12 protein-coding genes are annotated in these 12566 nt (G+C 73.0%); 8 read left to right on the forward strand and 4 right to left on the reverse strand.

The window, feature by feature from the left end; all coding sequences use genetic code 11:
• The 3 genes from E1289_RS15320 to E1289_RS15330 form a co-directional block, all read left to right on the forward strand.
• On the forward strand, positions 1 to 629 hold a 629-nt coding region (locus E1289_RS15320), incomplete at its 5' end, for a TetR/AcrR family transcriptional regulator (RefSeq protein WP_243712841.1).
• Positions 630 to 1117: 488 nt separating this feature from the next.
• Positions 1118 to 1606, forward strand: coding sequence for an endonuclease/exonuclease/phosphatase family protein (locus tag E1289_RS15325; protein WP_207928980.1), 489 nt, complete (start codon positions 1118 to 1120; stop codon positions 1604 to 1606).
• Between the two features lie 208 nt (positions 1607 to 1814).
• On the forward strand, positions 1815 to 2468 hold the full coding sequence (locus E1289_RS15330; RefSeq protein ID WP_131980569.1) for a DUF4232 domain-containing protein: 654 nt from the start codon (positions 1815 to 1817) through the stop codon (positions 2466 to 2468).
• A 125-nt stretch (positions 2469 to 2593) separates the two neighbouring features.
• On the opposite strand, the gene E1289_RS15335 is transcribed toward E1289_RS15330, so the two are convergent.
• Positions 2594 to 3931 (reverse strand): cytochrome P450, encoded by a 1338-nt coding sequence (locus tag E1289_RS15335; RefSeq protein WP_131980571.1) that lies wholly within the window; start codon positions 3929 to 3931, stop codon positions 2594 to 2596.
• Positions 3932 to 4050: 119 nt separating this feature from the next.
• Here E1289_RS15335 and E1289_RS15340 point away from each other — a divergent pair, with 119 nt between their 5' ends.
• The gene (locus E1289_RS15340) at positions 4051 to 4704 is read left to right on the forward strand and encodes a TetR/AcrR family transcriptional regulator (RefSeq protein ID WP_165970481.1); all 654 of its coding nucleotides are present in this window, start codon (positions 4051 to 4053) and stop codon (positions 4702 to 4704) included.
• 25 nt (positions 4705 to 4729) lie between these two features.
• On the opposite strand, the gene E1289_RS15345 is transcribed toward E1289_RS15340, so the two are convergent.
• Together E1289_RS15345 and E1289_RS15350 are read right to left on the reverse strand one after the other, a co-directional pair.
• Positions 4730 to 5662 carry an FAD binding domain-containing protein gene (locus E1289_RS15345; protein WP_243712842.1) on the reverse strand — a complete coding sequence of 311 codons (933 nt, stop codon included), beginning with the start codon at positions 5660 to 5662 and terminating at the stop codon, positions 4730 to 4732.
• Entirely contained in the window at positions 5659 to 8181 is a 2523-nt protein-coding gene (locus tag E1289_RS15350; protein ID WP_131980575.1) for a molybdopterin-dependent oxidoreductase, read from the reverse strand. The genes E1289_RS15345 and E1289_RS15350 overlap by 4 nt, the downstream gene beginning before the upstream one ends.
• Positions 8182 to 8315: 134 nt before the next feature.
• Here E1289_RS15350 and E1289_RS15355 point away from each other — a divergent pair, with 134 nt between their 5' ends.
• The 3 genes from E1289_RS15355 to E1289_RS15365 all read left to right on the forward strand — a co-directional run bounded on the left by E1289_RS15355 (position 8316) and on the right by E1289_RS15365 (position 9894).
• The gene (locus E1289_RS15355; protein ID WP_131980577.1) at positions 8316 to 9116 is read left to right on the forward strand and encodes an SAM-dependent methyltransferase; all 801 of its coding nucleotides are present in this window, start codon (positions 8316 to 8318) and stop codon (positions 9114 to 9116) included.
• 69 nt (positions 9117 to 9185) lie between these two features.
• Positions 9186 to 9575 carry a DUF202 domain-containing protein gene (locus tag E1289_RS15360; protein WP_131980579.1) on the forward strand — a complete coding sequence of 130 codons (390 nt, stop codon included), beginning with the start codon at positions 9186 to 9188 and terminating at the stop codon, positions 9573 to 9575.
• 10 nt (positions 9576 to 9585) lie between these two features.
• Positions 9586 to 9894, forward strand: a complete 309-nt coding sequence (locus E1289_RS15365; protein WP_131980581.1) for a DUF202 domain-containing protein — start codon at positions 9586 to 9588, stop codon at positions 9892 to 9894.
• An 82-nt stretch (positions 9895 to 9976) separates the two neighbouring features.
• Here E1289_RS15365 and E1289_RS15370 read toward each other — a convergent pair whose 3' ends face one another.
• Positions 9977 to 10810, reverse strand: coding sequence for an SAM-dependent methyltransferase (locus E1289_RS15370; RefSeq protein ID WP_131980583.1), 834 nt, complete (start codon positions 10808 to 10810; stop codon positions 9977 to 9979).
• A gap of 229 nt (positions 10811 to 11039) precedes the next feature.
• Between E1289_RS15370 and E1289_RS15375 the strand changes: the two genes are divergently transcribed.
• On the forward strand, positions 11040 to 12557 hold the full coding sequence (locus E1289_RS15375) for an SDR family oxidoreductase (RefSeq protein WP_131980585.1): 1518 nt from the start codon (positions 11040 to 11042) through the stop codon (positions 12555 to 12557).
• Positions 12558 to 12566: the final 9 nt, after the last annotated feature.

Genomic DNA, 12566 nt, shown 5'->3' on the forward strand with positions numbered 1-12566 from the left:
GCGGGGAAGAGGGCCGGCGGGAAGGGGGCCGCGTGCCGAAGATCCAGGCGCCGACCGTGGCGGAGCACCGGGCCGCGCAGCGGGCCGCCCTGCTCGACGCCGCCCGCACCCTGCTGGCCGAGGAGGCCGAGCGTGCGCCCAGCCTGGCGGAGGTCGCCCGCCGGGCCGGGCTCGCCCGCTCCAGCGTGTACGCCTACTTCAAGTCCCGGGACGATCTCCTCGACGCCCTCATCGTCGACACGTTCCCGCGCTGGTCCGCCTACGTCCAGGCGCGGATGGGACGGGCCAAGAGCCCGGGTGACCGGGTGCTGGCCTACGTCTACGCCAACCTCCGCCTCGTCGCCCGCGGGGACCACGCGCTCGCCCGCGCCCTCGCCGCCTTCGGCCGCAGCGACACGCTGGCCGAATCCAGCGGGCTGCTCCACCGTGAGCTCCAGGGACCGCTCCGCGTGGCGCTGACCGACCACGGTGCCTCCGACCCGGACCGGACGGCCGAACTCGTCCAGTCGATCGTCTACACCCTGAGCCGCATGATCGAGGAGGGCCTGTCCGAACGCGCCGCGCGCACGCTCGCCCGGGAGCTGCTCACGCCGTACCTGCGGTCCGCCCCGCCTCGGCCGGGCCGGTAGAGCCCGCCGCGCGGTGGGCGGTCAGGCGGTGGGGCCGACCGGTTTCCAGCCCGAGCGCCACCGCCGGCCGTTGCCGGCGTTGAGCGAGCTGTTGTCCGATTCCTCACCCTGATCGGCTACCTGGGGTGACATGACCCGGTCGTGGCCAACTTGGGCACGTTCGTGGTGCTGCGTTGACCGCAGAGTGCATAGTGTGTTTTGTCGTAACTGTCGGCAATAGCGCCGGCCGCGGGCAGGTCCGGGGGGTGGGGGCGGGATGACCATCCGGGTGGCGACGTTCAACGTCGAGAACCTCTTCGCGCGGTTCAGATTCGGCGCCGGCGTCGATCCGAGCACGGTCAGCAAGGACGGCTGGACGGTCGAGAGGACCGCCTTCCACCCGCTGTCGCTGGCCGACAAGCAACTCACCGGCGCCGCGGTCAAGGAACTCGGCGCCGACGTGCTGTGCCTGCAGGAGGTCGAGAACCTCGACACCCGGACCGGGACAGGTGCTGACGCTGTTCGTGCAGCACTTCAAGTCGATGATGGGCGGACGCGCGCAGACCGCGCCGCGGCGCCGCGCCCAGGCCCGCGCGGTCAAGCAGATCGTGGCGGACCGCTTCGGGCCGGCCCCGGGGGCGCACCCGTTCATCGTGTGCGGCGACCTCAACGACTTCATGCAGGCCGACGACCAGGGCGAGCCGGCCATCGACGACCTCGTCGGGTGGGACCAGGTGGTCAACGTGGTGGACCGGCTCCCCGAGGCCGACCGGTGGACCCACTTCTTCAAGCGGCGCAAGCATTACACGCAACTGGACTACCTGCTGCTGTCACGATCCCTGGCCGCCGCCAACCCCGGCCCGCCCGAGATCATGCGCAAGGGCATGCCGCTGCGCGCCGAACGCTACCCCGGCCCGCACTTCCCCGGCGTCGGCCGCGACAACCCCAAAGCCTCCGACCACTGCCCCGTCGTCATCACCCTCACCCAGCCGGCCTGACCCGTCCGTGGCGATCCGCCCGGACGGCCGGGACGAACCCGCCAGGGCCCCGACTACAGATGGTGATCACCCGTCGTAGCCGTCCGGCGGGGCCGTCCCGTGCGGGGAGCGAGCACGACACGTGGACTACCTGGAATTTCGTTCGAACCCATCCGGCATATCGGCCATCTCACTCTTCGACTGACAAAGATTCGAGGAGGTCCCCACCATGACGCAGAGTGCCGACCGTCGTTCCTTCGTGGCGCTTGCCGGGGCCGGGCTGGTGCTCGCACTCTCCGTCACCGGATGCAGCTTCGACTTCAGCGTGGGCGACCCCGAGCCGACCGCCGCGGAGCCCGGGACCGGCGTGGAGCCCGAGGAGGCGGGGCCCCTGGCGGGTTCCTCCCCCGGCGGTGACGAGCCGCCCCCGTCCCCGCGGGCGGGCGGCCATGAGACGCCCGTCTGCTCCGCGGCGCAGCTGATAGCCGAGCTGCACGAGCAGCCGTCCGACTCTGAGGAGAAGGTGCTGGCGGTCCTGACGCTGTCGAACAGGTCGACGGCGGACTGCGTCCTGCCCAGGGGCTGGGCGCCGCTCGGGCAGGGCGGCGGGGGCGGCCCGTACTACGCGGCCGTGGAAGGCGCACGCGACCCTCACCCGAACCCCGGCATGAGGATCACCCTGCGCCCGGGAGCGACGGCCTACGCGGGGCTGAAGTGGGCCACGAGCCCGGAGTGCCCGTCCGCCGGCGGCTGGGCGGTGTCGTGGCAGGGCTCCTGGCTCCCCGCCGAGGTGTCCTGGCAGGACGGTCAGCGCGACATCTGCCCTGGCGGCTTCACCCAGGGCACCCTCCAGCCCACCCCGAACACCGTCAACTACAGCTGATCCCTCAGTCGCGCGGGCCTCGGTCGAGCACGGCCGGGTCGAGCACGGCCGGGTCGAGCACGGCAGAGTCGATCACGGCAGAGTCGCGGTGAGCGCCGGTCACGGCTCACGGGCTTCGCCTTCCGTCACGGCGCGGGGGCCGCGGACGGAGTGGCCGGAGGAGTGAAGGTGCAGGGCAGCCGCTTGTATCCGTTGATGAAACCGGACAGCAGCCGGTCGGGCTCCTCCGCGGTGATGTCGGGCAGGCGGGTGAAGAGCTCGCGGAGCATCACGGTGACCTCTCGCCTCGCCAGGTTGGCGCCCAGGCAGAAGTGCGGGCCGGGACCACCGAACCCGACGTGCGGATTCGCCGAACGCGTGATGTCGAAGCGATCGGGGTCGGTGAAGACCGACTCGTCGCGGTTGGCGGACCAGTAGAACAGCGTCACCCGGTCGCCCTTGCGGTAGGTATGGCCGTTCATCTCGTAGTCACGGGTGAGATTGCGGCGCATGAAGATGACCGGGCTGCTGTAGCGCACGATCTCCTCGACGGCCCCCGCGATGCGGCCGTCGAAGTCGGCCAGCAGCAGTTCGCGCTGCTCCGGGTGGTCGGTGAACAGCTTCAGGCCGTGCGCGATCGCGTTACGGGTCGTCTCGTTGCCGGCCACCACCAGCAGCAGGAAGAACGTGGCGAACTCGCGCGGGCTCAGCCGTTCACCGTCGACGTTGGCGTTCACCAGCGCCGAGGTCAGGTCGTCGGTGGGCGTGGCCCTGCGCTCCCGGCCGAGCTGGGCCGCCAGGCGGTGCAGCCGCCATCCCGCCGACGCCACCGTGCCCAGCATGCGAACCGTGGCGAGCCGGCCCAGCCTCGGTGTACCGCCGCTGTACTCCAGGGTGGCGCCCACGTACTCGGGGTCGCTGTAACCGACGATGATGTTGGTCAGGTCCACCACCCGCCGGTGATGCCGGGCGGGGATGCCCAGCATGTCGCAGATGACCTCGACCGGCAGCCGCGCCGCGGCCCGGGAGACGAAATCGCCGTCGCCGGTCTGGATCAGCTCGTCCACGATCCGGGCGGCCCGCCGCGCGATGTCGTCCTCGGCCTTGGCGAGCATCCTGGGGCTGAACGCCCGCGACACGATCCGGCGGATCTTCGCGTGCCGGGGATCGTCCATGTCGATCATCGAGTTGAAGTACTTGTCCATCCAGCGCGGCATGTCGGCCGGGCTGGTGGCGCTGGGCTCGCTGCTGAAGACCTCGGGGTTGCGGCTGGCCTCCGTCACGTCCGCATGCCGGACCAGCGCCCAGGAACCCGGGCTCTGCGGCAGGAAGGGCAGCTTGGGGAGGGTGAAGAACACCGGTGCCTGCTGAGCGCGCAGCACCGCGAACGCACGCGCCCGCTCCTCCAGGGGCCGGGCCCAGAACCGCAGATCACTCAGGTCGATGTCCGCCGGCGTCAGCTGCGGGGGGTTCTCCGTGGCCACGTGACCTCACGCTCCCGTCTCACCTCGTGCATTCTGGTGAAGCGATGCACCAGAAGTATCTGGTGAGTACCGTCTCCAGATTTGCGGACGAAGTCAAGAGATGCGGCACAATCGGGGCTGTGCCGCAGCAGCCTTCTCGCACCCGCCCCTACGGCGGCGTCCCCGCCGATCAGCGGCGGGCCCGCCGCCGCGCCGCGCTGCTGGCGGCCGGGCTGGAGCTGCTGGGCACCCAGGGCTGGGCGGCCACGACCGTGCGGAAGGTGTGCGCCGAGGCCGGGCTCAACGACCGCTACTTCTACGAGAACTTCGCGGACCGGGACGCCCTGCTCCTGGCGATCATCGATGACCAGGTCGCCCAGGGCACCGCCGTGATCCTGTCCGCCGCCCGCGGGGCCCCCCGGGACCCGCAGGCCCGCACCCGCGCCGTGGTCGAAGCCGTGTTCGACTTCCTGACCACGGACCCGCGCCGCGCGCACATCCTCACCCACGCGTTCCCCTCGTCCCCCCTGCTCCAGCAGCGGCGGATCGAGATCATCCGGACCCTGGCCGGCATCTTCACCGCGCAGGCCCACCAGACCCTTGACCACGTTCCGCTCCCCGACACCGACCTGCAACTGACGGGGCTGACCCTCACGGCCGGGCTCTGGGAGCTGTTCACCAACTGGTTCCGCGGCGACCTCGACATCGACCGCGACCACCTCGTCGACTACACCGTCGCCCTGACCCTGACCACCACCGAGCTGGCCGCGCCCCTCCACCACCGGCTCCAATGACGAGCCGTCGCGCGGGTGCCGGCGGTCAGGGCGAAGGCGGGGACAGGCAGGCGGTGAGGGTGTCGATCAGGGTGGCGCGGAGGAGGGCCACCTTGTAGGCGTTGCGCGGCAGCGGGCTGCAGCGGGCGGTCGCCAGGTCGGCCGCGGCGGCCAGGTTCTCCGCCGTGGCGGGCCTGCCGAGCAGGGCGTCGGCCACCTCGGGAAGGAGGAGGGGTGTGCGGGCCACCCCGCCGACGGCCACGGCGGCGGACGTGACGCCACCGCCGTCGAGGGTCATCCGGGCGACGGCTTCGACCAGCGGCCATTCCGCCATCTCGCGGGCCGTGGCGCGGCGGTACGCGGCCCGTTCGGCCGGTGCGGGCGCGGGCATGAGGACGGCCTGGAGGATCTCGCCGGACTCCAGGAGATGGTCGCGTGTCGGGTCGCCGCCGTCCCCGTACAGCTCGGCGATCCTCAGCGGGGAGCGGCCGTGGACGTCGGCGGTCGCGGCATAGGTGAGCAGGGCGACCGCCAGCGAGGAGGGGTGGGGGGCGATGCAGGGGCCCTGGTCGACGACGGCCGAGTACAGGTGGGCGCCGTCGCGGGCGGGGCAGGTGTCGCCTCCCGTCTGGTGGCACGTGAAGGCCGGATTGCGCAGGTACCAGCACCGGTTGCGCTGGAGGAGGTTGCCGCCGACGGTGGCGACGTTGCGGATCTGCGGGGTGGCGATGGCGGCGGCCGTCGCGGCGAGCGCGGGATAGGCCGCGGCCAGGCGCTCGTCGGCGAGCACGTCGGCGATGGGGGTGAGGGCGCCGATGCGGGCGGAGCCGTCCGGCCGCCAGTCGGTGCCGCGCAGGCCGGGGATGCCGAGCAGGTCGACCGGGGTGCCCGGCGCCCGGGTCATGACGTCGGTGCCGCCGGCGCGCACCTCGCCGCCGGTGTCGCGGACGGCCTGGGCGGCGGCCTCGATGGTGGTCACGCGCCGATCCCCTCCAGCAGCAGGTCAGGCCGGATGGGCAGGTCGTGCGGGCGCCAGCCGGTGGCGTGCCGGACGGCGTTGCCGATCGAGGCGGCGACCGCCATGGTGCAGACCTCGCCGAGGCCGATGCCGCGGCCGGGCACGTGGTCCCAGCCCTCGGTGTGGAAGTACACGTCGATCTCCGGGGTGTCGGCGATGCCGGGGATGCGGTAGTCCTCCAGGTTCGCGGTGAGCACGGTGCCGGTGGCCGGGTCGTCGTGCCGCTGCTCGAACAGGGCGTAGCCGATGCCCTGGACGACCCCGCCCTCGCACTGGTTGCGGGCCAGCCGGGGGGCGAAGACGTGTCCGGCCGCCACCCCGCTCCAGACGCGGGTCGGCCGGACGCGGCCGAGCAGGGTGTCCACCTCGACCTCGGTGACGACGACCGCTCCCGAGAAGCCCCGGCCGATGGCGAAGTGGTCCAGCGGGAAGGGCGTGACGTATCCGCGGCGGTCCCGGGGCCGCCTGCCGACGACGTGGAGCCCCTCGGCCTCTTCGAGGGAGCGGGCGCCGAGGGCCTTGCGGAGCCGGTCCGCCGCGTCCTGCGCCGCCGGCGCTATGGACGGGGTCGAGCAGCTGCTGGCGGAGGTCGGCCCGTAGGCGTGGTCGCTGTGGCCGAGTTCGACGCGCACCTGGCCGGGCCGCAGGCCGAGCGCGGACCGCACGACTTCGGCGATCACCGAGCGGCTGCCGGTCCCGATGTCCTGGGTGGCGATGCGGGCGACGACGGCGCCCTGCTCGACGGTCAGCGAGACCTTCGTTCCCGGGTCGAGGAAGTACATGTAGTTGGCGGCCGCGACGCCCACGCCGCGGCGGAGCCGGCCGTCGCCGGGATCGGTGCGGTCGCGCCACATGGGCAGGGCCGAGGCCCGGTCGTAGAGCGCGTGCCGCTTGGCGTTGCCGTCCCACCGGCGGCGCAGCGCGATGGGGTCCTCGCCGCGGCGCAGCGCGATCTCGTCCACGCCCTGTTCCAGCGCCCACAGCATCGGCGGCAGGCCGGGGCCGCGGAAGGGGATGCCAGGGGCCCGGTTCGTGACGTGGTCGTAGTCCCGGATCCGGCGGGGCGCGTTGCCGTAGAAGAACCGCGAGTGCCAGGCCGCGTTGGACCCGATGGAGACACCGGAGTCGCCGTGCGCGTCCATCGTGAAGGCCGACAGCCTCCCGTCGGCGTCGGCGAGGAGGGCCAGGTCGATGCGCACCCCGGGGCGGGTGCCGCCGTCGACGAGTTCCTCCGGCCTGCCGAGGACGACCCGGACCGGCGCGCCGTGCAGGCGGGACAGCTCCACGGCGGCGACCACGTCGGACGTGACGTTGACCTTGGAGCCGAAGCCGCCGCCCACATGCTCGGCCACGATGTGCACCTGCTCCGGACGGAGCTTCCAGCGCTTGGCCGCCTGCTCGGCGACGCGCGTCACGGCCTGGGTGGACAGGTGGAGATGCAGCTCGTCCCCTTCCCAGCGGGCCACGCAGCCGTGCGGCTCCATGCACGTGTGGGCCTGGACGCCGGTGGTGTAGGTGGCCTCCACCAGGGTCTGGCCGTCGTCCTTCCGGGCTTTCTCGATGCGCTTCCCGGCCGTGCGGCCGCGCCAGCTCATGCCGGCGGGCCCGCGTACGTTCCCGTTCCACTTCGCGGAGGCGAGCGGGCCCTCGTTGGCGCGCGGTGCCCACGCGCGGGACTCCTTGGTCGGGTAGACGACGGTCTCGTCGTCCGGCGCCAGCACGGCGGGCAGCACCGTGTACTCCACCTCGACCCGCGCCGCGGCCGCGAGCGCCTCGGCCCTGGTGGGCGCGGCGACCGCGGCCACCGGCTGGCCCACGTACCGGACGACGCGGTCCGGCGGCAGCATCTCGGCCAGCGGGCCGTCGTGCCGGATCCCGCCCACCTGCGCGTGCGGGTGCGGCGACCGTACGATCACGCCTTCGAGCTGCCCCGCAAGGACGATGTCCGCCGTGTACTTCGCCGCGCCCGTGATCTTGCTGAGGGCCTCCACGCGCGGCGGCGCCACCGTGCCCTCGTCGTGCTCGCCCGCGCACGCCGCCGCGACCGCCGCGTAGATGCCGGCGTACGCCCCGCAGCGGCACAGGTGGCCCGCCAGGGCCTCGGCGATCTGCTCGCGGGACGGCTCGGCCGTGCCGTGCTCGGCCCGCCAGCGGTCCATGAACGCGGCCGCCTCCACCACGAAGCCCGGCGTGCAGTAGCCGCACTGCAGCGCGTCGTGCTCGGCGAAGGCCCGCTGCACCGGATGGTCGCCGCCGAGCCCCTCGACGGTCGTGATCTCGCGGCCCGCCGCCGCGCCGGCGGGCAGCAGGCAGCTCGCCGCGGTGCGCCCGTCCACCAGCACCGTGCAGGTACCGCACACGCCCGTCCCGCAGGCGACCTTGGTCCCCGTCAGCCCCGCCCGGTCCCGCAGCACCTCCGCCACGGTCTCCGCGGGCTCGACACCGACGTCCACGAGTTTGCCGTTGAGGCCGAATTCCATGCACGCTCCCCGCGCCGGGCAGTGATCAGGCGTCATCGTGGCACAGCGAGCAGGGTAAATCATCACTTTTGCACGTTCTCCGGGGCTAAGATCATTCCCGACGCTCCAACGCCCACGGCAGACGGGAACCACCGGTGTCGCAACAGCCTGGCGTGCCGCAGGGGATCGACCCGAGCACCCCGAACGTGGCCCGCATGTACGACTACGTTCTCGGCGGCAAGGACAACTACGCCGCCGACCGCGAACTCGCCGGCCATCTCATCGCCTCCATCCCGGACGGCGTCGAGGCCCTGCGCGCGAACCGCCGCTTCCTCGGCCGCGCCATCGCCTACACCGCCGAACAGGGCATCGACCAGTTCATCGACCTCGGTGCGGGCCTGCCGAACCAGGGCAACGTCCACGAGGTCGCCCAGCGCGTCCACCCGCACGCCGGCGTCGTCTACGTGGACATCGACCCGATCGTCATCGCGCACGCCCGCGCCCTGCTGGCCGCCGACGACCGCACCGCCGCGCTGCAGGCCGACATGCGCGCCCCCGAGACCGTCCTCGCCTCCGGCGAGGTGGCCCGCCTCATCGACTTCGACCGCCCGGTCGGCGTCGTCTTCAACGCCATGCTGCACTTCGTCACCGACGACGAGGACCCCGCCGGCATCGTCGCCGCGTTCACCGACCGCATGGCCCCGGGCAGCCACCTCGTCATCTCCCACAGCACCCTCGACGACCGCCCCGCCGACCTGGTCGAGATCATCGAGGCCGCCTACCGGAAGGCCTCGGCGCCCATGGTCTTCCGCGACTACGACCGGATCCTGCGCCTGTTCAACGGCCTCGCCCTCGTGGACCCGGGCCTGGTCAAGGTCAACCGGTGGCACGCCGACGCCCGGGAGACCGCGGCGAGCGGCGGCGCCTGGGTCTACGGCGGCGTCGCGGTCAAGTGACCGCACCCCGGCCGCCGAGTAGGCTCGCCTTCGGCCGGTGGTGAGCGGGTTCGTAAGATGAACGGCACGATGACTGCCACCGAGCGCCGGAGATCCCGAGGCCGCGGCTGGACCGGCCGCCTGCTGGCCGAGGGCAGCGACCCCGACCCGCGCTTCTCGCTCGCCAACGAGCGCACGTTCCTGGCGTGGATCAGGACGGCGCTGGCGCTGATCGCGGCCGGCATCGGCCTCGCGCTCGTCGACGACCTGGTCGAGGCGCCGCTGCGGCACGTCCTGTCGGTCGGCTCCGCCGCGACCGGGGCGCTGGTCGCGGCGCTCGCGTTCCACCGCTGGCTGCGGACCGAGCGGGCACTGCGCCGCGCCGAGACGCTGCCGCCGCCCGCGCTCGCCCCGGTGATTGCGTACGGGCTGGCCGCCGCGTCGCTCGTCCTGCTGGTCGCGGTCCTGGTCACCCGGTGAGCGCCCGCCGGTGAAGCTCTGGGACCCGGGCGCGCAGCCGGAGCGGACGGCGCTGGCGTGGTCCCGCACCACCCTGGCCCTGATCGCCGCCGGGCTGCTGTGCGTGCGGCTCGCGCCGTCGGCGGCCGGCGCGGGGCTGGCGGCGGCCGTCGTCTGCGGCGGCGCGGCCCTGCAGCTCCGGCGCAGCAGCGCGAGCTTCCGCCACCGCCGGCGCCACCTGCCCGAGGGCGGCGGCGCGGCCGACCCCGCCTCCGTCCTGACCGCGACGATCCTGACCGTCCTGCTGGCCGCGGTCGCCACCCTGCTCACGCTCACCTAGCGCGTGGGGGCCGATCCCTGGGGCGGTGGTGTCCAGCCAACGAGTTCGGTCAGGTGGAGGCTCTGATTCTCGGCTCAGGGCATCAGGAGGGCTTCGTGCCGATTCCGCAGACCGAATCCACGTTCCCTGGCGCGTCACCGATCTCGGGCAGGTCCGGGCGCCACATGGAGGTGGGGACCACGCCGGGCTCCACCAGTTCCAGCCCGTCGAAGTACCGGGCGATCTGGTCGGGGCTTCGCAGGTGGTACGAGCTCGCGGAGTTGGCGTTGTAGGTCTCGATGGCCTGGTTCAGCGCCGGGTTGGTGTCGGTGCCGTCGGTGAGGGCCAGGTAGCTGCCGGCCGGAAGCGCGTCCAGCAGGCGCTTCACGATTCCCCACGGATCGTCGGAGTCGGGGAGCTGGCCCATGATGCCCAGCAGCGTGAGCCCGATCGGCCTGGAGAAGTCCAGGGTCTTCGCCGCCTTCTCCAGGATCACATCCGGGTCGCGCACGTCGGCGTCGATGTAGTCACAGGCTCCCTCTGGCGTGCTGTTAAGGAGAGCCTGTGCGTGCACCAGCACGAGGGGGTCGTTGTCCACATAGACGATGCGGGATTCGGGTGCCACACGCTGGGCCACCTCGTGCGTGTTGTCGACGGTGGGCAGGCCGGTCCCGATGTCGAGGAACTGCCGGAGCCCGGCCTCGCCCGCGAGGAAGCGCACGGCGCGGGCCAGGAAGTAGCGCTGCAGTCTCGCCAGTAGCGCGATGTCGGGGAACGTCGCCTCGATCATCTCGCCGACCGCGCGGTCGGCGGGGTAGTGGTCCTTGCCGCCCAGGAGGTATCCCCAGACTCGGGCCGAGTGCGGCCGGTCCGACTGGATCCGGTCGGCCAACTCGTCCTGCGGGCTGTCGCCGTCCCCGGCGGGATGATCGCTCATGGCCCTCAGTTTCACATGCCCCCGCGCGCCGGGCGGGCGAGCGGACGAACCGGCCCGATGCGGCCTTGCGCCCCGCGAGCCGCGCGGACCGGGCAGAGCCGGAACGTCATCGCTTATCCGCAGTTCACAGGCTTGTGCGCGGGGACGGCGGGTACGAGGTGTCCGATCGGGGGGTGGTCAACATGGTTTCGAGCGACATGCTCTTGATCAACCGGGTCGTGGTCGGCTGATGGGCGCGGGCGGGCGGTTGTGCCTGGTGACCGGCGCGAGCGGGTACATCGGCGGGCGGCTGGTGCCGGAGTTGCTGGACGCCGGTCACCGGGTGCGGTGCATGGCCCGGTCGGCGCGGCGGCTGCGCGACCAGCCGTGGTCCGGGCGGGTGGAGATCGTCGAGGCCGACGCCACCGATCCCGTCTCGACGCGGCGTGCCCTGGACGGGGTGGACGTCGCCTACTACCTGATCCACGCGATCGGCACCGCGGGCGGCTTCGCCGAGACCGACCGGCGGGCGGCGCGCACCTTCGCGGACGCGGCGCGGGGGTCGGGGGTCGGGCGGCTCGTATACCTCGGCGGCATGGAACCCGAGGAGGAACTGTCCCCGCACCTGCGGTCCCGCGCCGAGGTCGGCGAGATCCTGCTCGGCAGCGGGGTTCCGACGGCGTGGCTGCGCGCCGCGGTGATCATCGGCTCGGGGTCGGCGTCGTTCGAGATGCTGCGCTACCTCACCGAGCGGCTGCCGGTGATGGTCACGCCGCGGTGGGTGCGCACGCACATCCAGCCGATCGCCATCCGGGACGTCCTGTACTACCTGGTGGCCGCCGCCGACCTTCCCCCGGAAGTGAACCGCGGATTCGACATCGGCGGTCCCGACGTCCTGACCTACGCGGAGATGATGCAGCGCTACGCGGCCGTGGCCGGGCTGAGGCGCCGGGTCATCATCCCGGTGCCGGTGCTGAGCCCCTGGCTGTCGAGCCTGTGGGTGGGCGGCATCACGCCCGTCCCCGGTGGTCTCGCGCGCCCGCTGGTGGAGTCACTGCGCAACGAGGTCGTCCGCCGGGAGCACGACATCGACGAGTACGTGCCGCCGCCCGGCGCGCCGATCGGTTTCGACCTGTCCGTGGCGCTGGCGCTGCGCCGCGTCCGGGAGGCGGACGTCGCCACACGGTGGTCGTCGGCCAGCACGCCGGGGGCGCCCAGCGACCCGCTGCCGACCGATCCGGACTGGGCGGGCGGCAGCCTCTACACCGACGAGCGCACCTGCCCGACGAGCGCGACGCCCGAGCGGGTGTGGGAGGCCATCGAGGCGGTCGGCGGGGAGCGCGGCTGGTACTCGTTCCCCCTCGCCTGGCGGGTCCGGGGCGCCCTGGACCGGCTGGTGGGCGGGGTCGGGCTGCGGCGCGGCCGCCGGGACCCGCGCCGGCTGCGGGTCGGGGAGACGGTGGACTTCTGGCGCGTGGAGGAGATCGAGCCGGGGCGGCTCCTGCGGCTGCGGGCCGAGATGCGGCTGCCGGGCCTGGCATGGCTGGAACTCGGCGTCCGCCGGGACGGTCCCGGAACCCAGGTCACGCAACGGGCGCTGTTCCACCCCCGGGGTCTCGCGGGGCACGCCTACTGGTGGGCGTTCCGGCCGTTCCACGACCGGGTCTTCGGCGGGATGTGCCGGGGCATCGGCCGCGCGGCCGAGCAGGACCGCACGGTGACCGGTGCGCGGCCCGGTGACCGGCGGGAACGGCAGCGGACGCCGTGATCGGAGCGG

This window comes from Actinomadura sp. 6K520, assembly GCF_004349245.1.
In the GTDB taxonomy this organism is placed as follows: Bacteria; Actinomycetota; Actinomycetes; order Streptosporangiales; family Streptosporangiaceae; genus Spirillospora.

What these genes read in the sequence shown, in the direction of transcription:
- E1289_RS15330 (WP_131980569.1), top strand. Translation starts at nt 1,815, where the DNA reads ATGACGCAGAGTGCCGACCGTCGTTCCTTCGTGGCGCTTGCCGGGGCC.
- E1289_RS15350 (WP_131980575.1), bottom strand. Translation starts at nt 8,181, where the DNA reads ATGGAATTCGGCCTCAACGGCAAACTCGTGGACGTCGGTGTCGAGCCC.
- E1289_RS15360 (WP_131980579.1), top strand. Translation starts at nt 9,186, where the DNA reads ATGACTGCCACCGAGCGCCGGAGATCCCGAGGCCGCGGCTGGACCGGC.
- E1289_RS15370 (WP_131980583.1), bottom strand. Translation starts at nt 10,810, where the DNA reads ATGAGCGATCATCCCGCCGGGGACGGCGACAGCCCGCAGGACGAGTTG.
- E1289_RS15375 (WP_131980585.1), top strand. Translation starts at nt 11,040, where the DNA reads ATGGGCGCGGGCGGGCGGTTGTGCCTGGTGACCGGCGCGAGCGGGTAC.